Here is an 18,818-nt window from a genome sequence, read left to right on the forward strand (position 1 = left end):
AGTGGCGCGTTGTGTACTTGCTTCCCAAAGCTACGCTGCCCAGGAGCACCCCGGCAGTGCTTTCGTGTGACGATCGTAGGCCCGAGTTGACGGCTTGAATGCCAGGACGGTGGTACCGTGCGCGCCTCCCTCATCCAAATCGCCGTGGACGACGCCGAGTCGGCGTCCGTCCGCCGCTCCCGCGTCGCCGCGCTCGTCCGCGAACAGCGCGGCAGCGACCTGGTGGTGCTGCCCGAGCTGTGGCCGGTCGGGGCCTTCGCCTACGAGCAGTTCGAGACGGAGGCCGAACCGCTGGACGGCCCCACCTACGCGGAACTGGCCAAGGCCGCCCGGGACGCCGCCGTCTGGCTGCACGCCGGGACCATCGTCGAGCGGGCGGGCGACGGCCGGCTCTACAACACGGCCCTGGTGATCTCCCCGGCCGGGGAGCTGGCCGCCACCTACCGGAAGATCCACCGCTTCGGCTTCGACGAGGGCGAGGCCGTGCTGATGTCCGCCGGGGACTCGCTGACCGTGGTCGAGCTCCCGGAGCAGACCCTGGGCCTGGCCACCTGCTACGACCTGCGGTTCCCCGAGCTGTTCCGCGGACTGGTCGACTCCGGTGCCACCGCCCTCGTCGTCTCGGCGGGCTGGCCGGAGCGCCGCCGGGAGCACTGGACCCTGCTGAACCGGGCCAGGGCGGTGGAGCAGCAGTCGTACGTCCTGGCCTGCGGCACGGCCGGCACCCACGCCGGGGTCCGGCAGGCCGGGCACAGCCTGGTCGTCGACCCCTGGGGCGAGGTCCTCGCCGAGGCCGGGGCCGGCGAGCAGGTCCTGACCGTGGACCTGGACCCGGCCAGGGTGGCCGAGACCCGCGAGCAGTTCCCCGTCCTGAAGGACCGCGTCCTGGGCCTGCGCCCCACCCGCTGACCTGCGGCGGGTGCCGTCCGGCCCGCTCCGCGCCCGGCCGGGCCGGGTGGCACCCTTGACCCCATGACTTCCGCCGCGCCCACCCCCGCGCCCGCGCCCCGCCGTGCCCGTGTCCGTGCCCCCGAGCTGATCGGCAAGGGCGGCTGGCTGAACACCGGGGGCAAGGACCTCAGCCTCGCCGACCTGCGGGGCAAGATCGTCATCGCCGATTTCTGGACCTTCTGCTGCATCAACTGCCTGCACGTGCTCGACGAGCTGCGGGAGCTGGAGGAGAAGCACCGGGACACCGTGGTGATCGTCGGGGTGCACTCCCCGAAGTTCGTGCACGAGGCCGACCACCGGGCGGTGGTCGACGCCGTCGAGCGGTACGAGGTGCACCACCCCGTGCTGGACGACCCCGAGCTGCACACCTGGAAGCAGTACGCCGTCCGGGCCTGGCCCACCCTGGTGGTCATCGACCCCGAGGGCTACGTGGTCGCCCAGCACGCGGGCGAGGGCCACGCGCACGCCATCGCGAAGCTGGTCGAGGAGCTGGAGGCCGAGCACGCCGCCAAGGGCACCCTGCGGCGCGGGGACGGCCCGTACGTGGCCCCGGAGCCGGAGGCCACCCATCTGCGGTTCCCCGGCAAGGCCCTGACCCTGCCCGGCGGGAACTTCCTGGTCTCCGACTCCACCCGGCACCAGCTGGTGGAGATCGCCCCGGACGGGGAGACCGTGGTCCGCCGGATCGGCAGCGGCTCGCGCGGCTTCGGCCCGGACGCCTTCAGCGAGCCGCAGGGGCTGGCGCTGCTGCCCGACGGGCGGGTGGTGGTCGCGGACACCGTCAACCACGCGCTGCGGGTCCTCGACCCGGAGAGCGGCGCGGTGGAGACCGTCGCCGGGACCGGCCGGCAGTGGTGGCAGGGCTCCCCCACCGCCGGGCCCGCCCTGGAGGTGGACCTGTCCTCGCCGTGGGACGTGGCCTGGTGGCAGGACCGGGTGTGGATCGCGATGGCCGGCGTGCACCAGCTGTGGACCTGGGACCCGGCCGACGGGACGGTCCGGGTCGCGGCCGGCACCACCAACGAGGGGCTGGTGGACGGGCCGGCCGCCGAGGCCTGGTTCGCCCAGCCCTCCGGGCTGGCCGCCGCCGGGGACCGGCTGTGGATCGCCGATTCCGAGACCTCCGCGCTGCGCTGGATCGACACCGGCGGCACCGTGCACACCGCCGTCGGCTCCGGCCTCTTCGACTTCGGGCACCGGGACGGCGAGGCCGGGCAGGCCCTGCTCCAGCACCCGCTCGGGGTGACCGCCCTGCCCGACGGCTCGGTCGCGGTCTGCGACACGTACAACCACGCGCTGCGCCGCTACGACCCGGCGAGCGGGGAGGTCAGCACGCTGGCCACCGATCTGCGCGAGCCCAGCGCCGCCGTGCTGGCCGGCGAGGACATCGTGGTGGTGGAGTCGGCCCGGCACCGGCTGACCCGGCTCCGGCTGCCCGAGGAGGCGGTCCGGGTGGACGCGGTCGCGCACCGCACCCGGCGGGCCGCCACCGAGGTCGCGGCCGGCGCCCTCCGGCTGGACGTGGTGTTCCAGGCACCGACCGGGCAGAAGCTGGACACCCGCTACGGGCCCTCCACCCGGCTGCTGGTGTCCTCGACCCCGCCCGAGCTGCTCGCCGAGGGGGCCGGCCCGGGCACGGACCTGTTCCGGGACCTGCGGCTGGCGGAGGGCGTCACCGAGGGCGTGCTGCACGTGTCGGCGATGGCCGCCTCCTGCGACGACGACCCGGCGAACGAGTACCCGGCCTGCCATGTCCACCAGCAGGACTGGGGCGTTCCGGTGACCGTCACCGCCGACGGGACGTCCCGGCTGGCCCTGGTCCTGGCCGGACTGGACGCGTGACCGTCCCGGCCGGGCCGCCGACCCCGGTGCTGCGGTCGGCGCGGCTGCTGCTGGAGCCGTACCGGCCCGAGGACGAGGACGCGTTCACGGCGCTGTTCCAGGAGCCCCTGGTGAGCCGCTGGATGGGGGAGGGCACCGACACCGAGGAGAACGACCGGGCGCTGTTCGGCCGGATCTTCGGCACGGTGTACGCGCGGCGGCTGTTCGACGTCTGGGCGGTCCGCCGGTCCGCGGGCGGTCCGCTGATCGGCCATGCCGAGATCAAGCGGACCGACGAGGTCGACGGGCACGAGATCGTCTACGCGCTGGCGCCGGAGGCCTGGGGCTCCGGCCTGGGCACCGAACTGGCCCGCACGGTGCTGGCGCACGGCTTCGGCACCCTGGACCTGTCGGAGGTGTACGCGACGGTGGCCGCCCCGAACGAGGCCTCCCTGGTGCTGCTGGAACGGCTGGGGTTCCGGCACCTCCGGGACGTGGCGGAGCAGGACGGCAGCACCACCCGGGTGCTGGTCATCGCCAGACCAGGACATCGACCGTGACGGTCTTCTCCTTCTCGTCGACCCGGGCGACGGTCACCCGCGCGTACCTGTCGGCGTTGGTCTTGATGCAGAGGACCAGTCCCGGGGTCACGTCGTCGGGGCGGATCTTGTCGTCGGTGTAGCCGGGTTGCTGACACGAGGCCTTGTCGGGGGCGGCGCCGACCTTCAGGTGCGCGCCGAGCAGCGCGGTGCGGTCGGAGAGGAAGAGGAGGTCGGTCCGCAGGACGTAGTTGTCGTAACCCCAGTCCGGTGACTCCGCGGCGGTTGTGTCCAGGTCGATGCCGTACCCGTACGGCAGGGTGATGCCGTCCCGGGCCCGGCGCACGGTGGCCGAGGAGGTGTCGGGTGCGGGCGCCACGACCGGGGGCCCGGCCGCCGTGGGGCCGCCGGTCGACGGCGCGGGTGGGGTGGGCGCGGGTGTGGACGGGCCCGGTGCGGAGGGTCCGGGGGCGGAGGGCCCAGGGGTGCCGGAGGCGATGTGAGCAGCCTGCTTGCCGGGCTTGTCCCCGCCCTGGATCAGGCCGAACACGCCGGTGATGACGGCGGCCAGCAGCGCGGTCCCGGCGGGGACCATCAGGGCGGCGTTCCGCCACCACGGCCGGGGCGCGCGGTGCGAGGCCGGGCCCGCCGCGGGCTCCGGGGGACCCGCTGCCGGATCGGAGGTGCCCGGCGCCGGGTCCGGTGAGCCCTCCGCCGGTCGGCCGCCCTCGCCCTGAGTCTGTGTCATGGACCCGATCCCCGTTCCCGGTCCCCCCGGACCGCCCTGCCCCCTCCCTTCCCGTCCGGCGCCCCCGCAATCCTCGGGAGGGCGCCGCGCGGGGGCGTGCGGGGACCGCGCCGGGGGGTCAGCCCTCCAGGAAGGAGAGGAGGGCGTTGGCGAGGAGGTAGGGGTCGTCCGCTCCGCACAGTTCGCGGGCGCTGTGCATGGAGAGGATGGCCACGCCGATGTCCACGGTCTGGATGCCGTGCCGGGCCGCGGTGATCGGGCCGATGGTGGTGCCGCAGGGCATCGAGTTGTTGGAGACGAAGGTCTGCCACGGCACCCCGGCCCGCTCGCAGGCGGCGGCGAACACGGCCCGGCCGCTGCCGTCGGTGGCGTAGCGCTGGTTGACGTTGACCTTCAGGATGGGGCCGCCGTTGGCCCGCGGGTGGTGGGTCGGGTCGTGCCGCTCGCCGTAGTTGGGGTGCACGGCGTGGCCGGTGTCGGAGGACAGGCAGACGGTGCCGGCGAAGGCGCGGGCCCGGTCCTCGTAGTTTCCGCCGCGGGCGAAGACGGATCGTTCCAGCACGTTGCCGAGGAGCGGGCCGTCGGCGCCGGTGTCGGACTGGGAGCCGTTCTCCTCGTGGTCGAAGGCGGCGAGCACCGGGATGTACGGCAGTGCCTCCGCGGGGCCGGCCGAGACGGCGGCGAGGGCGGCCACCCCGGCGTGCACCGACAGCAGGTTGTCCATCCGGGGGCCGGCCAGGAGTTCGCGGTCGCGGCCCAGGTAGGCGGGCGGCTCGATGGAGTGGACCATCAGGTCCCAGCCGGCCACCGAGCCCTGTTCCAGGCCCTCTTCCTCCTCCAGGAAGGCGATCAGGTCGCCCTCCTGGACCTCGCCGAGTCCCCAGATCGGCTGCATGTGCCGCTGCTTGTCCAGCTTCAGGCCGTCGGTGTTCACCGACCGGTCGAGGTGCACGGCGAGTTGGGGGACCCGCAGCAGCGCGCGGTCGATGTTGACGAGCCGTTCGCTGCCGTCCCGCAGGGTGAGCCGCCCCGCGAGGCCGAGGTCCCGGTCCAGCCAGGTGTTCAGCAGGGTCCCGCCGTAGATCTCGACCGCGATCTGCCGCCAGCCCTGGGAGCCGGTGTCCGGCATCGGCTTGACCCGCAGGTTGGGGGAGTCGGTGTGGGCGCCGATGATCCGGAAGGGGGTGTGCGCGGAGGCGCCCTCGGGCACGAACCAGGCGATGGCGGCACCGCCGCGTAGCACGAACTTGCCGCCCGCGCTCGAATCCCAGGCGTCCGTTTCCGACAACTGCCTGAAGCCCGCCTTCTCCAGCCGCTCGGCCGCGTTGGCGACGGCGTGGTACGGCGAGGGGCTCGCCGCCAGGAAGGTCATCAGATCGTCGGTGTGGCCGCGGTCGAAGCGGGCGGGAAAGCTCATGTGGTTCACCTTAACGACGGTCGTGTTCGCCATGGCCGGACTGCGGCGGATGGCCGAAGAGTGCGGGTGCGTGGAGGTGAACGCGGTCCCGTTTCGAGTCAGCCCGGCGGTCGCTCGAATCGGCGTTCCAGTCGGCGCCGCTCGCCGCGGCGGATGCGCGGGAGCATCTCCGGGGTCTGCGGCGGCCGCTGAGCGCGTCTTCTGCGTCCGGCGCAGAAGATACAGCCTTCACCGGCCGGAGCATCGGGGTCGATGGGCGCGCCGGGGTGTTCGGAGCATCCCGAGGCGTTGCGCGGGCGGGAGAGTTCCCGGGCCACGATGAAGGCCCGGTGCAGTTCGTCGGCGACCCGGACGAACTCGTGGTCGGGGGAGCCGAGGGTGAGGTGGAAGCGCTGTTCGTCGATGGTGCGCAGATGTCCGCGGAGCAGGTCCAGGGTGTAGGGCGGCTCCGGGACCGGGTATCCCAGCCGGGGCTGGTCGGCCGCGGCGGGGGCGCTCGGCCGGCCGCCCTGGCGGCGGTGTCCGAGCCGGCGGCGGTCGTTGCAGAGCAGGCAGCGGCCCCAGCCGGCCGGGGCCTCGGGGTCGAGGGCGCCGTTGGGGTGCTCGGCGCAGCCGGTGTAGCTGCGGACCGGCGCCAGCGCGGCGGCGGTCCGGAAGGCCACGTAGAGGGCGTCGGTGATGCCCTCGTACTCGGCGGGGTGGGTTCCGTCGTACAGGTCCTTGACCTGGTCGCCGAGGGCGCCCAGGTTGGCCTGCAGTTCCTTGAGGGCGTACGGCCGCCCGGTCGGGACGGAGTATCCCCGGCTGTACTGCTGCTCCTGTGGACTCATGCCTACGAGCGTCCCATGGATGTCCGACAACGGTGAACTGCCTGCCGGGGCGGACGTGCCACAGTGGCCGGACCCCCGGTACGGGAAGGTCCGGCCACTGTGCGTACGTACACCGCGTACGTTCCGGGGCGGGCTGGGCGGTGCCCTAGAAGGCGGCCTCGTCCAGCTCCATCAGGGAGTTGTCCACGGACTCGGCGAGCTGCCGGGCGACCGTGACCTGGGGCAGCACCTGGGAGGCGAAGAACTTCGCCGCCGCGATCTTGCCCTGGTAGAACGGCAGGTCCTTGGCGGAGGCGCCGGCCAGCTTGCCGGCGGCCACGGCCGCGCCGCGCAGCAGCAGCCAGCCGACGACCACGTCGCCGGAGGCCATCAGCAGGCGGGTGGTGTTCTGGCCCACCTTGTAGATGTTCTTGACGTCCTCGCCGGTGGCGGTGAGGTCGGTGATCATCGCGCCGACGATGCCTTCGAGGTCCACGGCGGCCTTGGCGAGCGCGTCGCGGGCGCCGGCCAGCTCCTCGCCGCCCTCGGCCTCGGCCAGGAACTTCTTGATCGACTCGGAGAGCAGGTTCAGCGCGGCGCCCTGGTCGCGGACGATCTTCCGGAAGAAGAAGTCCTGGCCCTGGATCGCGGTGGTGCCCTCGTAGAGGGTGTCGATCTTGGCGTCCCGGATGTACTGCTCGATCGGGTACTCCTGGAGGTACCCGGAGCCGCCGAAGGTCTGCAGGGACTGGGCGAGCTGCTCGTAGGAGCGCTCGGAGCCGTAGCCCTTGACGATCGGGAGGAGCAGGTCGTTGAGGCCGATCTCGGCGGAGGCGTCCTGGCCGGAGGCCTGCTTGAGGGCGATCTCGTCCTGGACGGCCGCGGTGTGCAGCACCAAGGCGCGCATGCCCTCGGCGTAGGCCTTCTGCGTCATCAGCGAGCGGCGGACGTCGGGGTGGTGCGTGATGGTGACCTTGGGCGCGGTCTTGTCCATGAAGTTCGCCAGGTCGGGACCCTGGACGCGCTCCTTGGCGTACTCCAGGGCGTTGAGGTAGCCGGTGGAGAGGGTGGCGATGGCCTTCGTGCCGACCATCATCCGGGCGAACTCGATGATCATGAACATCTGGCGGATGCCGTCGTGCTTGTCGCCGATCAGCCAGCCCTGGGCGGGGTGCTGGTCGCCGAAGGTCATCTCGCAGGTGTTGGAGGCCTTCAGGCCCATCTTGTGCTCGACGTTGGTGGCGTAGACGCCGTTGCGCTCGCCCAGCTCGCCGGTCTCCCAGTCGAAGTGGAACTTGGGGACCAGGAAGAGGGAGAGGCCCTTGGTGCCGGGGCCGTGGCCCTCGGGGCGGGCGAGGACGTAGTGGAGGATGTTCTCCTCCATGTCGTGCTCGCCGGAGGTGATGAAGCGCTTCACGCCCTCGATGTGCCAGGAGCCGTCGGGCTGCTGGACGGCCTTGGTGCGGCCGGCGCCGACGTCCGAGCCGGCGTCCGGCTCGGTGAGGACCATGGTGGAGCCCCAGCGCTTCTCGACGGCGATCTGCGCGACCTTCTTCTGCGCCTCGTTGCCCTCCTCGAAGAGGATGCCGGCGAACGCCGGGCCCGAGGAGTACATCCAGATCGCCGGGTTGGCGCCGAGCAGCAGCTCCGCGTAGGCCCAGATCAGGGAGCGCGGGGAGGTGGTGCCGCCGATCTCCTCGGGCAGGCCCAGGCGCCAGTACTCGGAGTCCATGAAGGCTTCGTAGCTCTTCTTGAACGAGGCCGGGACCGGGGCGGTGTTGGTGGCCGGGTCGAAGACCGGGGGGTTGCGGTCGGCGTCCTCGAAGGAGGCGGCCAGCTCGTTCTCGGCGAGCCGGGCGAGCTCGGAGAGGACGCTCTTGGCGGTCTCGGTGTCCATCTCCTCGAACGGGCCGGTGCCGTACAGCTTGTCGCGGCCGAGCACCTCGAAGAGGTTGAACTCGATGTCGCGGAGATTCGACTTGTAGTGCCCCATGGCGACGGCTCCGTTTAGCGCTCGGGAGACAGGTTCTCGGGAGACAGGTTCGTCGTGCGTACCAATCAGTAACCTCATGATGCTACCCACGGGTAATAAGATGCAACCCCTGGATCCGGACTGTGACCAGCATCGCGGGACCGGCTCGGTAGTCTTGGCCCATGTACGGCTACGACCAGCAGCAGCAGTACGCCGCCCCGCAGCAGCAGATGCCCGGCGGTTACGCCGAGCAGCCGCTCTACCCCGAGCCCTCCCCGCCGTCGCTGGCGGACGCGGTGCGGGCCTTCACCACAGGCTCGCTCTCGGCCGAGGACTTCCAGCAGATTTTCGCTACATCCCGGGTCTACTGCCCCCGGGGGGACACTCCGGGCTTCCTCGCGCTCCACAACACCCAGCAGCCGGTGATCCCGATGTTCACCGCGCTCAAGGAGCTCCGCCGGTACGCCGGCAAGGAGTCCAAGTACTTCGTGATCACCGGGGCCGAGGTCATCGACCTGCTGCCCACGGGGTACGGGTTCGTGCTGGACATGGAGGGCGACCACCGGATGGTCTTCGACGCGAAGGCGGTCGAGCAGATGGTCGACTTCGCGATGCGCCGGATGTACGGCTAGGGGGCGACCCCTTCCGGGCCGAGGCCCGCCGGGGGGCGGGGGACAGGGGGTGGGCGGTGCTCAGGGTGCACTTCAGCGCGGAGGACCTGCTCGACGTCACCTTCGCCGCCGAACCGATGCCGCTGGTGGAGCTGTGCCTGGCGCTGGTCGCCGGACAGCGCACCGATCAGAGGGCCGTTTTCGGCCACTGGCGCCGCCGGCTGGCCCGTGAGCTCCCGGCCGAGACCAGACCGCTGCTGGAACTGCTCCGGCCGGACGGGGACAACCCCGGCTTCGTGGAACCGGCCGTGCCGGACCTCGGCGCCGCCCTGGACGCGGTCCGGGAGGCCGGCCGCCGGCTGACCCGTGAGGACCTGGTCCGCACCGCCGCCCGGAGCCGGACCGGCGGCGACCCCGGCGGCTGGCTGCGGGCCCTCTGGGAGCAGGACCGGGCCGCCTGGGCGGTGCTGGACCGGGCCCTGCGGTCCGGGTACGCGGCCCTGGTCGGTCCGCGCTGGGGGGAGATCCGGCAGTCCTTCCGGGCCGATGTGGCCTGGCGGGCCCGACTCCTCGCCGGACACGGCATCAAGGCCGCCCTGGCCAGTACCCATCCGTCCGCCCGTTGGGAGGGCACCACCTTCGAGGCGGCCGGGCCGCCGTGCTTCGAGGCCCGGCTCGGCGGCCGCGGGCTGACCCTGATGCCCTCGCCGTTCTGGACCGGCCGGCCGCTGCTGGCCGCCCGCCCGGACGGCTCGCCCCTGCTGATCTACCCGGCGCTGACCCCGCTGCCCCTGGTGGTGCCCGGCGGCCCGGACGGCTCCCTGGACGCCCTGCTGGGCCGCACCAGGGCGGCGGTGCTCCAGCACCTCACCGACCGGCGGACCACCAGCGAGCTCGCCCGCGAACTGGGCATCTCCCTGCCCTCGGTCTCCGAGCACACCCGCACCCTGCGGGCGGCGGGTCTGATCACCACGGAGCGGGACGGCAAGGCGGTCCTCCACGCGGCCACCGGGCTGGGCGTGGACCTGCTGCGCAGCGGGGCCTGAGGCCGCGCGGCCGGGTGCGTACGGCCCGTGCGCACGGGCCCTTCGGCGCGTCCTCGGCGCACTCTTCGAAGGCCCCTCGGCGCACCCTTCGGCGGAGCCCGAAAGGATCGCGGGGCGCCCGTCCCCCGGCCGACCATCGGTGCGGAGGGGGACGCGGCGCCGGGTACGGGGGTTCCGGCGCCGCGGCCGGCCCGGCCGCGCCCCGCGGCCCCTTACGCCCCGGCCCGGCGCCGGGTGAGGAGCGCGTAGCCGCACCAGGCGGCGGTGGCCAGCAGCACGGCCGCGGCGCCGGCCGCCAGGACCGCGGGCCCGGGGCGGAAGCCGAGTGCCAGCCGGGTGCCGAGGAAGCCGAGGAGGAAGACGATCCGGCCCGCGGCGTAGAGCGGGATCCGGGCCGCGGTGGCGCGCATCAGCGCGGCGGACAGCAGGACCACCCCGGTGCAGAGGGCCAGCAGGCCCCAGGTGGAGCCGGAACCGGCCCGGGGGATGCCGAAGTCCTCGGGGCCGAAGTGCCAGAGCGAGGCGAGCCGGCCGAGGCCGACGGCGAAGGCGGTGACGCCCACCGCCCACAGGGCGTGCCGCCACAGCGGTCCGGGCCGGGGGACGCGCTCTTCCTCGTCGTCGTCCGCGAGGTCGTCGAAGCCGATCAGATCCATCACGAGAGGTGTGACGCGCGGGGGTGGGCGAAGGTTGGGGCCCCGGGGGAATTTCCTCCGGGGCCCGTTCCGTTCAGTGCGGGTGTGGCAGAAAGTTCGAGTTTCAACTAAACTCGGCGCCAGAAGGAGGTTCCGACCATGCCTGCAGTGACTGTGGAGAACCCGTTGACGCTCCCCCGCGTCGCCGAGCCCCAGGCGGCCGTGCCGCGCAAGGTGCTGGCCGTGTCGACGGCGCCGGGCGGATTCGAGGGCGAGGGGTTCCCGGTGCGCCGCGCGTTCGCCGGGATCGACTACCGCCACCTCGACCCGTTCATCATGATGGACCAGATGGGCGAGGTGGAGTACGCGCCGGGCGAGCCCAAGGGCACCCCCTGGCACCCGCACCGCGGCTTCGAGACCGTCACCTACCTGATCGACGGAACCTTCGTCCACCAGGACAGCAACGGCGGCGGCGGAGTCATCAACGGCGGAGACACCCAGTGGATGACCGCGGGCTCCGGCCTGCTCCACATCGAGGCCCCGCCGGAGTCCCTGGTGGTCTCCGGCGGACTCTTCCACGGCCTCCAGCTGTGGGTGAACCTCCCGGCCACCGACAAGATGATGCCCCCGCGCTACCAGGACATCGGCGGCGGCCAGGTCCAGCTGCTCACCACCCCGGACGGCGGCGCGCTGCTCCGCGTCATCGCCGGCGAGCTCGACGGCCACCAGGGCCCCGGCATCACCCACACCCCGATCACGATGATCCACGCGACCGTCACCCCGGGCGCGCAGATCACCCTCCCCTGGCGAGAGGACTTCAACGGCCTCGCCTACGTGCTGGCCGGGCGGGGGTCGGTCGGTGCCGAGCGGCGGCCGGTCCACACCGGGCAGACCGCGGTCTTCGGCGAGGGCGGCTCGATCACCCTCCGGGCGGACGAGTCCCAGGACTCCAACGCCCCCGACCTGGAGGTCGTGCTGCTCGGCGGGCGACCGATCCGGGAGCCCATGGCGCACTACGGCCCGTTCGTGATGAACAGCCGCCAGGAGCTCCAGCAGGCCTTCGACGACTTCCAGGCGGGCCGGCTGGGCACCATCCCCACCACCCCGCGCTGAGCGGCGGACGCGCCACGACGCGGAGCCGGCCGGGTGACTACCCGGCCGGCTCCGACGCGTAGCGCCCGCGCAGCTCCGAGACCACCCCGAACGCGGCCGCGGTCAGCGGCACGGCCAGCAGCATCCCCAGGATCCCGGCCACGCTCGCGCCCGCGGTGATCGCGAGCATCACCACGGCCGGATGCATCTGCACGGTCCGGCTCTGCACCACCGGCTGGAGCACGTTGCCCTCCAGCACCTGCACCGCCAGCACCAGCCCGAACGCCCACAGCCCGATCACCCAGCCCCGGTCGGCCAGCGCCACCAGCACCGCCACCGCCCCCGACAGGAACGCGCCCAGGTAGGGGATGTACGCGGTGACGAACACCAGCGCGCCCAGCCCCACCGCCCCCGGCACCCGGAGCACCAGCAGACCGGCGGTGATCAGCACGGCGTCGATCAGCGCGACGAAGGTGGTGCCTCGCATGAACCCCTCGACGGCCTCGAAGGCCCGCCGCCCCATCGCCTCGATCATGTCCCCGGAACGGGCCGGCACCAGGGAGCGCAAGGTTCCGGCGGCCCGGTGCGAGTCCCGCAGGAAGAAGAAGACCAGCAGCAGCGCCAGCACGGCCATGGCCAGCATCTGACCGACCACGCTCAGCCCGCTGATCACCCCGGATGCGGCCGTCCCGCCGAACTTGGACAGCAGGTCCCTGGAGTTCTCGGCCAGGTCCTCCACCGAGGTGCCGGCCGCCCCGAAGTGCTCGGCCAGGTCCTGACCGGCCTTGCGCAGCGACTCGATGATCTGGTCGCCGGTCTCGATCAGCGCCAGCACCACGATGTACGAGGCCCCGCCGACCACCGCGACCACCGCCAGACAGGTCAGCGCCGCCGAGAGGGACCGGTTCACCCCCATCCCGGCCAGCCGCCGGTGCATCGGCCCGAGCAGGGCGGTGCCCAGCAGCGCCAGCAGCACCGGGGTGACGGCGGTCTGGAAGACCGTGCACAGCCAGACCAGCACCGCGGCCACACCCGTGGCCAGCAGGATGACGGCGCACCAGGCGGCCAGCCGACGGACTGGTTCGGGAAGCAGCGAGCTCGGCACGCCGTCATCCAACCACCGAGGACCGGTGCCCGGAGGGCGCCGCTCCGGGCGCACCCGGTCAGTCGGACTCCGGCTTCGTCTCCTCGTACAGCTCGAACCAGATCGACTTGCCCTCGCCGCGCGGGTCCACGCCCCAGCCGTCGGCCAGCATCTCCATCAGCAGCACCCCGCGACCGCTGGAGGCCATCTCGCCGGGCTGCCGCTTGTGCGGGAGCTCGTCGCTGGCGTCCGCCACCTCCACCCGCAGCCGCCGCCGGCCCAGCTCGCCGACCGCCTCCGCGACCAGCAGGGCGTCCCCGTCGGTGTGTACCAGCACATTGGTGACCATCTCCGACACCATCAGCACCGCCGAGTCCACCTGGTCCTCGTCCGCCCAGTCGTGGAGCAGCTCCCGGATCTGCCGGCGGGCCCCCGAGATGCGTTCCGGTTCGGCCTGGGCCACGGTCAGCACGGTCCGGCGGACCGGCCGCACCTCGTGCCCGCCCCCGGTCCCGCAGCCGCAGCCCGGCCCCTCCCGGCACAGCAGCAGCACCGCTATGTCGTCCTCCCGCCGGTCGGCCAGCGGACCGGTGGTGTGGTGCGAGGACGGGCCGTGCACCGCCGACACCAGCCGGTCGGCGAGCTTCTCCAGGGTGTCCGCCTCGTGCGGCTCGGCCTCCAGGATCGACCGCAGCCGCGCCCACCCGGTGTCCAGGTCGTGCCCGCCGGTCTCGATCAGCCCGTCCGTGCACAGCATCATCGTCTCGCCCGGCTCCAGGGTGAACCGGGTGGTGGGGTAGTCGGTGTCCGGGACGATGCCCAGCGGCAGCCCACCGGCCGTGGGCCGCATCAGCACCGTGCCGTCGGCCATCCGGACGGCCGGATCGGGATGCCCGGCCCGCGCCAGCTCCAGCCGCCCGGTCTCCGGATCGCACTCCACGTACAGACAGGTCGCGAACCGGGGGCCGCCGGCGGTGTCCGCCGCGTCCGCGTCCCGGGCGTCCCCGGTGTCCCAGGCGTCCGAGTCGGCCAGACCGGCCAGGAACCGGGAGGCCCGGGACAGCACCGCGTCCGGCCGGTGCCCCTCCGAGGCATACGCCCGCACCGCGATCCGCAGCTGCCCCATCAGCCCGGCCGCCCGCACGTCGTGGCCCTGCACATCACCGATGACCAGCGCGAACCGGCCGCTCGGCAGCGGGATCATGTCGTACCAGTCGCCGCCGACCTGGAGCCCGCCGCCGGTCGGCACATAGCGGGCGGCGACCGTCATCCCCGGGATCTCCGGACCCAGCGTGGGCATCATCGACCGCTGGAGCCCGGTGGTGAGCTCCCGCTCCGACTCCGCGACCCCGGCCCGCTGGAGGGCCTGCGCCAGCATCCGGGCCACCGTGGTCAGCACCGACCGCTCGTCCGGGGAGAAGGACACCGGATGCTTGAACGCGGCCATCCAGGCGCCCATGGTCCGCCCGGCCACGATCAGCGGCAGGAACGCCCAGGAGATCCGGCCGAACCGCTGGGCCAGCGGCCAGGCCGCCGGATAGCGCCGCTTGTACTCCTCCGGGGTCGGCAGATAGATGGCCCGCCCGGTGCGGACCACCTCGGCCGCCGGATAGCGGGTCTCCAGCAGCATGTCCGTGAAGGGGCCCTCGTCCGCCGGATCGTGCCCGTGGTGCCCGATGATCGACAGCCGGTCCCCGGACACCCCGAACACCGCCAGCCCGTCCGGGGTGAACCCGGGCATCGACAGCGAGGCCGCCACCCGCAGCACCTCGGCGGTGGACCGGGCCTCGGCCAGCGCCCGCCCCGCGTCCAGCAGGAACGCCTCGCGGGACCGCCGCCAGTCCCCGGTGATCGCCGTGTGCGAGGCGGTGGTGCCCGGCTGCGGCGCCGCGATCTCCTGGATGGTGCCGATCAGCTCGTAGTCCGTCCGCCCGTCGGCACTGACGTTCTCCACCGGCTTGGACCGGCTGCGCACGGTCCGCAGCACCCGGCCGTCCTCGTCCATCACCCGCAGCAGCGCCTCGGCGAGGGTGCCCTCGGCGACCGCCAGGTTCACGATCCCGTTGATCTCGTTCCAGTCCACCGGATGGAACCGGGACCGCACCGCCACCTCGGGCAGGTCGACCTGCTCGGCGGGCAGCCCGAGCAGCCGGGCGGCCTCGCTGTCGAGGGTGACCGTCCCGGAGGCGTTGTCCCAGCGCCACAGACCCGTCGCGATGGCGGCCAGGACGTCCTCGGTGCGCATTCAGTCATCTTTACAGGTCATGGACCCGGGGCGCCCGTCAGGCCGTCGGCGGGCCACCGGGCGCCCGCCCGGTAACCTTGGTGGGGTTGAATTCCACCTGCTATCGCGAAGAACTGGATGAATGATGCATCGGTACAGGTCCCACTCCTGCGGCGAGCTCCGCGCCTCTGACGTCGGCACCGACGTCCGGCTGAGCGGCTGGCTGCACAATCGGCGCGACCTGGGCGGCATCCTCTTCATCGATCTGCGCGACCACTACGGCATCACGCAGCTCGTCGCCCGGCCGGGTACCGCCGCCGCCGACGCCCTGGACAAGCTGTCCAAGGAGACCGTCGTCCGCATCGACGGCAAGGTCGTCTCCCGCGGCACCGACAACGTCAACCCCGAGCTCCCCACCGGCGAGATCGAGGTCGAGGCCGTCGAGGTCGAGGTGCTCGGCGCGGCCGCCCCGCTGCCGTTCACCATCAACACCGACGACGGGGTCAACGAGGAGCGGCGCCTGGAGTACCGCTTCCTCGACCTGCGCCGCGAGCGCATGCACCGCAACATCATGCTGCGCTCCGCCGTCATCGCGTCGATCCGCTCCAAGATGGTCAACCTCGGCTTCAACGAGATGGCCACCCCGATCCTCACCGCGACCTCCCCCGAGGGCGCCCGTGACTTCGTGGTCCCCTCCCGCCTGAACCCGGGCAAGTTCTACGCCCTGCCGCAGGCCCCGCAGCAGTTCAAGCAGCTGCTGATGATCTCCGGCTTCGACCGCTACTTCCAGATCGCGCCCTGCTTCCGCGACGAGGACGCCCGCGCCGACCGCTCGCCCGGCGAGTTCTACCAGCTCGACGTGGAGATGTCCTTCGTCGAGCAGGAGGACGTCTTCCAGCCGATCGAGAAGCTGATGACCGAGCTCTTCACCGAGTTCGGCGGCGGCCGCCCGGTCACCTCGCCGTTCCCGCGGATCCCGTTCCGCGAGTCGATGCTGAAGTACGGCAACGACAAGCCCGACCTGCGCGCCAAGCTCGAACTGGTCGACATCACCGATGTCTTCGAGGGCTCCGAGTTCAAGGCCTTCGCCGGCAAGCACGTCCGCGCCCTGGCCGTCCCGGACACCGCCGCCCAGCCGCGCAAGTTCTTCGACGGCCTCGGCGAGTACGCGATCTCGCTCGGCGCCAAGGGCCTGGCCTGGGTCCGGGTCGGCGAGGACGGCGGCCTGACCGGCCCCATCGCCAAGTTCCTCACCGAGGACAACGTCAAGGTCCTCACCGACCGCCTCGGCCTGGCGGCCGGCCACGCCGTGTTCTTCGGCGCGGGCGAGTTCGACGAGGTCTCCAAGATCATGTCCGGCGTGCGCGTCGAGGCCGCCAAGCGGGCCGGGCAGTTCGAGGAGAACGTCTTCCGGTTCTGCTGGATCGTCGACTTCCCGATGTACGAGAAGGACGAGGAGACCGGCCGGATCGACTTCTCCCACAACCCCTTCTCCATGCCCCAGGGCGGCATGAAGGACCTGGAGGAGAAGGACCCCCTCGACATCCTCGCCTGGCAGTACGACATCGTCTGCAACGGCATCGAGCTGTCCTCCGGCGCCATCCGCAACCACGAGCCCGAGGTCATGCTGAAGGCCTTCGAGATCGCGGGCTACGAGGCGGAGACCGTCGAGCGCGAGTTCGCCGGCATGCTGCGCGCCTTCCGCCTCGGCGCCCCGCCGCACGGTGGCATCGCCCCCGGCGTGGACCGCATCGTGATGCTGCTGGCCGACGAGCCGAACATCCGCGAGACCATCGCCTTCCCGCTCAACGGCAACGCCCAGGACCTGATGATGGGCGCGCCGACGGTGCTGGAGGAGACCCGTCTGCGCGAGCTGAACATCGCCCTGCGCAAGCCGGTCGAGACCAAGTCCGCGGGTGCGGCCGAGTAACCCACCGGATGTGCGGAAGGGCCCGGGATCCCCTTGGATCCCGGGCCCTTCCGGCCTTCCCGGCCGGGCCGCGGCTAGCGCTGCGGGAAGTCCTTGAGCACGCCCTTCAGCAGGGCGGCGGAGGTCAGCTCCCGGGGGGCCGGCCCGGCGTGGAAGAACCCGGCGTTGCCGGCGTCCAGCTTCCGCAGGAAGTCGAAGGCCTTGGCGTCGTGGTCGCCGAAGGCCACGAACTGCCAGTGGATCTCGTGCGCGGCGGCCTCGGCGAGGGCCTCCCGGGCGGGCACCCGGTTGTCGGGCGCCCCATCGGTCTGGAAGACCACGAAGGCGGGGCCCTCCGCGCCGGCCTTCTCGTAGTGCTCGACCACGGCCTGCACGGCCCGGTGGTAGCTGGTCCGGCCCATACGGCCGAGCTCGGCGTGGGCGGTGTCGACCCAGTCGGCGGCGTGGGTGTCCAGGGTGAGGTCCCGGGTGCCGTCGATGTCCGTGGAGAAGAACACGGTGTGCACCTCGGCCTCCGCGTCCAGGTGCGCGGCGAGGGCGAGGGTGTGGTCGGCGAGGTGCTGGACACTGCCGTCCTTGTAGAACGGCCGCATCGACCCGGAGCGGTCGAGCACCAGGTACACCCGGGCCCGGGCCCCCGTCAGCTCCTTCCCCCGAAGCACCTGCCCGGCCGCCTTGTAAGCCCCGACCACCCCACCGGCCCGCCGCCTGACCTCACCCAACCCCACCGCAGCCACCGCCACCGGCTCCGCCGGGACAGGCTCAGCCGGTACGGCAACGGGCTCGGCCACCGGCTCCGCCGGGGCGGCCACGACCTCGACCGGCTCCACCGGAGCCGCGACGGCCACCGGCTCCGCCGGGACAGGCTCAGCCGGTACGGCCACGGGCTCGGTCGCACCGGCGGCAGCCGCAACCGGCTCCGCCGGAGCGGCCGTGACGGCCTCGGTAACGGGCTCGTCAGCGGCCGGCGGCTCCGCCGGCGCGGGCACGACGGCCTCAACGGCCGCGTCGGCGGCGACGGGCTCCGCCGGGGCGGGCCCGGCGGCCTCGGCCGGTACGGCAACGGGCTCGGTCGCATCGGCGGCAGGCTCCGCCGCGGCAGCGGCGACCGGCTCCGCCGGCGCGGGTACGACGGCCTCAACGGCCGCGTCGGCGGCGACGGGCTCCGCTGCCGGCTCCGCCGGGGCGGCCACGACCTCGACCGGCTCCGCCGGGACGGGCTCGGCCGGCACGGCCACGGGCTCGGTCACCTCAACGTCAGCCGCAGCCGCAGCCGGAACCGGCTCCACCGGAGCGCCCGCGACGGGTTCGGCGACGGGCTCGGTCGCATCGGCGGCAGGCTCCGCCGCGGCAGCGGCGACCGGCTCCGCCGGCGCGGGTACGACGGCCTCAACGGCCGCGTCGGCGGCCACCGGCTCGGCCGGGGTCTCGCGTCGCGCTTCGGGGACCGTGGGGTCCGGGGCGGGTGCCGTCAGGAGGGTGCCCCGGTCACGGGGTGCCGACTGCGGTGGGACGGTCGGATTGTCGAAGGAGGCGGCCACGAGTTCCGCGGCCGCGTCGAGCGGGGTCCGCTCGGCGGCCTGCGAGGGGAGCGCGGGCTGGCCGCTGCCCGTGGGATCGGTGGTCGCGTCCGGTTCCGCAGACCGGCCGAACACCTTGCGCAACAAGCTCCGAATACCCATGGGCCAGGCCTTTCGCATGAGTGCGTGCGTCATTTGTCCGTGCTGCGCCGATGATCCCTGCCCAGAGTGGACACGTAAGGTTATCGGCCCCTTGGCTGGAAACCCCGGCAGGGCGCCCTTTCGGGGCGCCTGCCGCACCAGCACAGGGTCCGCCCGGGTGAACTCCCTGTCCGACCGGCCGCGTTCATGAGGTGTTCACTCCGCTGCCCCCGTCTTGGCGCAACGCCCTCCTACCGTCACGGCTGGATTCATTCCGA

15 protein-coding genes are annotated in these 18,818 nt (G+C 72.8%); 7 read left to right on the forward strand and 8 right to left on the reverse strand.

Annotation, left to right across the window (positions count from 1 at the left end; genetic code table 11):
- The first annotated feature begins 117 nt into the window (after positions 1–117).
- The 3 genes from ACZ50K_RS17030 (at position 118) to ACZ50K_RS17040 (ending at position 3,332) form a co-directional block, all read left to right on the forward strand.
- Positions 118–909, forward strand: coding sequence for a carbon-nitrogen family hydrolase (locus tag ACZ50K_RS17030; RefSeq protein ID WP_468903405.1), 792 nt, complete (start codon positions 118–120; stop codon positions 907–909).
- A gap of 63 nt (positions 910–972) precedes the next feature.
- Positions 973–2,793, forward strand: coding sequence for an NHL domain-containing thioredoxin family protein (locus tag ACZ50K_RS17035; protein WP_468903407.1), 1,821 nt, complete (start codon positions 973–975; stop codon positions 2,791–2,793).
- Entirely contained in the window at positions 2,790–3,332 is a 543-nt protein-coding gene (locus ACZ50K_RS17040) for a GNAT family N-acetyltransferase (protein WP_468903410.1), read from the forward strand. The genes ACZ50K_RS17035 and ACZ50K_RS17040 overlap by 4 nt, the downstream gene beginning before the upstream one ends.
- Here ACZ50K_RS17040 and ACZ50K_RS17045 read toward each other — a convergent pair.
- From ACZ50K_RS17045 to ACZ50K_RS17060, 4 genes are all read right to left on the reverse strand, one after another.
- Positions 3,304–4,059 carry a hypothetical protein gene (locus ACZ50K_RS17045; RefSeq protein ID WP_468903412.1) on the reverse strand — a complete coding sequence of 252 codons (756 nt, stop codon included), beginning with the start codon at positions 4,057–4,059 and terminating at the stop codon, positions 3,304–3,306. The genes ACZ50K_RS17040 and ACZ50K_RS17045 overlap by 29 nt on opposite strands.
- A 118-nt stretch (positions 4,060–4,177) precedes the next feature.
- The gene (locus ACZ50K_RS17050; RefSeq protein WP_468903414.1) at positions 4,178–5,476 is read right to left on the reverse strand and encodes a M18 family aminopeptidase; all 1,299 of its coding nucleotides are present in this window, start codon (positions 5,474–5,476) and stop codon (positions 4,178–4,180) included.
- Positions 5,477–5,574: 98 nt separating this feature from the next.
- Positions 5,575–6,306, reverse strand: a complete 732-nt coding sequence (locus tag ACZ50K_RS17055) for a hypothetical protein (protein WP_468903415.1) — start codon at positions 6,304–6,306, stop codon at positions 5,575–5,577.
- Between the two features lie 145 nt (positions 6,307–6,451).
- Positions 6,452–8,278, reverse strand: coding sequence for an acyl-CoA dehydrogenase (locus ACZ50K_RS17060; protein ID WP_468903417.1), 1,827 nt, complete (start codon positions 8,276–8,278; stop codon positions 6,452–6,454).
- A 161-nt stretch (positions 8,279–8,439) separates the two neighbouring features.
- Between ACZ50K_RS17060 and ACZ50K_RS17065 the strand changes: the two genes are divergently transcribed.
- Both ACZ50K_RS17065 and ACZ50K_RS17070 read left to right on the forward strand, forming a co-directional pair.
- On the forward strand, positions 8,440–8,889 hold the full coding sequence (locus tag ACZ50K_RS17065; protein WP_468903419.1) for an SseB family protein: 450 nt from the start codon (positions 8,440–8,442) through the stop codon (positions 8,887–8,889).
- A gap of 56 nt (positions 8,890–8,945) precedes the next feature.
- A complete protein-coding gene (locus ACZ50K_RS17070; RefSeq protein WP_468903421.1) occupies positions 8,946–9,914 on the forward strand; it encodes an ArsR/SmtB family transcription factor in 969 nt (322 codons plus the stop codon).
- A 212-nt stretch (positions 9,915–10,126) separates the two neighbouring features.
- On the opposite strand, the gene ACZ50K_RS17075 is transcribed toward ACZ50K_RS17070, so the two are convergent.
- Entirely contained in the window at positions 10,127–10,570 is a 444-nt protein-coding gene (locus ACZ50K_RS17075; protein WP_468903423.1) for a hypothetical protein, read from the reverse strand.
- A 138-nt stretch (positions 10,571–10,708) separates the two neighbouring features.
- On the opposite strand from ACZ50K_RS17075, the gene ACZ50K_RS17080 reads away from it, so the two are divergent.
- On the forward strand, positions 10,709–11,662 hold the full coding sequence (locus ACZ50K_RS17080; RefSeq protein ID WP_468903425.1) for a pirin family protein: 954 nt from the start codon (positions 10,709–10,711) through the stop codon (positions 11,660–11,662).
- A 37-nt stretch (positions 11,663–11,699) separates the two neighbouring features.
- On the opposite strand, the gene ACZ50K_RS17085 is transcribed toward ACZ50K_RS17080, so the two are convergent.
- Both ACZ50K_RS17085 and ACZ50K_RS17090 read right to left on the reverse strand, forming a co-directional pair.
- A complete protein-coding gene (locus tag ACZ50K_RS17085) occupies positions 11,700–12,746 on the reverse strand; it encodes an AI-2E family transporter (RefSeq protein ID WP_468903427.1) in 1,047 nt (348 codons plus the stop codon).
- Between the two features lie 58 nt (positions 12,747–12,804).
- Complete coding sequence (locus ACZ50K_RS17090) at positions 12,805–14,970, reverse strand: ATP-binding SpoIIE family protein phosphatase (RefSeq protein ID WP_468903429.1); 2,166 nt, start codon at positions 14,968–14,970, stop codon at positions 12,805–12,807.
- Between the two features lie 124 nt (positions 14,971–15,094).
- On the opposite strand from ACZ50K_RS17090, the gene aspS reads away from it, so the two are divergent.
- Positions 15,095–16,879: an aspartate--tRNA ligase gene (gene aspS, locus ACZ50K_RS17095; protein WP_468903988.1), complete on the forward strand. Its 1,785-nt coding sequence runs from the start codon at positions 15,095–15,097 to the stop codon at positions 16,877–16,879.
- Positions 16,880–16,953: 74 nt separating this feature from the next.
- On the opposite strand, the gene ACZ50K_RS17100 is transcribed toward aspS, so the two are convergent.
- Positions 16,954–18,561 (reverse strand): VWA domain-containing protein, encoded by a 1,608-nt coding sequence (locus ACZ50K_RS17100; protein ID WP_468903431.1) that lies wholly within the window; start codon positions 18,559–18,561, stop codon positions 16,954–16,956.
- Between the last annotated feature and the right edge of the window lie 257 nt (positions 18,562–18,818).

The organism is Streptomyces sp. NPDC033845 (genome assembly GCF_055576225.1).

Excerpts from the sequence above, each read along its gene's own strand:
- ACZ50K_RS17035 (WP_468903407.1), top strand. The coding sequence starts at position 973 with ATGACTTCCGCCGCGCCCACCCCCGCGCCCGCGCCCCGCCGTGCCCGT.
- ACZ50K_RS17050 (WP_468903414.1), bottom strand. The coding sequence starts at position 5,476 with ATGAGCTTTCCCGCCCGCTTCGACCGCGGCCACACCGACGATCTGATG.
- ACZ50K_RS17075 (WP_468903423.1), bottom strand. The coding sequence starts at position 10,570 with ATGGATCTGATCGGCTTCGACGACCTCGCGGACGACGACGAGGAAGAG.
- ACZ50K_RS17100 (WP_468903431.1), bottom strand. The coding sequence starts at position 18,561 with ATGGGTATTCGGAGCTTGTTGCGCAAGGTGTTCGGCCGGTCTGCGGAA.
- ACZ50K_RS17045 (WP_468903412.1), bottom strand. The coding sequence starts at position 4,059 with ATGACACAGACTCAGGGCGAGGGCGGCCGACCGGCGGAGGGCTCACCG.
- ACZ50K_RS17055 (WP_468903415.1), bottom strand. The coding sequence starts at position 6,306 with ATGAGTCCACAGGAGCAGCAGTACAGCCGGGGATACTCCGTCCCGACC.
- ACZ50K_RS17080 (WP_468903425.1), top strand. The coding sequence starts at position 10,709 with ATGCCTGCAGTGACTGTGGAGAACCCGTTGACGCTCCCCCGCGTCGCC.
- aspS (WP_468903988.1), top strand. The coding sequence starts at position 15,095 with ATGCATCGGTACAGGTCCCACTCCTGCGGCGAGCTCCGCGCCTCTGAC.
- ACZ50K_RS17060 (WP_468903417.1), bottom strand. The coding sequence starts at position 8,278 with ATGGGGCACTACAAGTCGAATCTCCGCGACATCGAGTTCAACCTCTTC.
- ACZ50K_RS17065 (WP_468903419.1), top strand. The coding sequence starts at position 8,440 with ATGTACGGCTACGACCAGCAGCAGCAGTACGCCGCCCCGCAGCAGCAG.
- ACZ50K_RS17090 (WP_468903429.1), bottom strand. The coding sequence starts at position 14,970 with ATGCGCACCGAGGACGTCCTGGCCGCCATCGCGACGGGTCTGTGGCGC.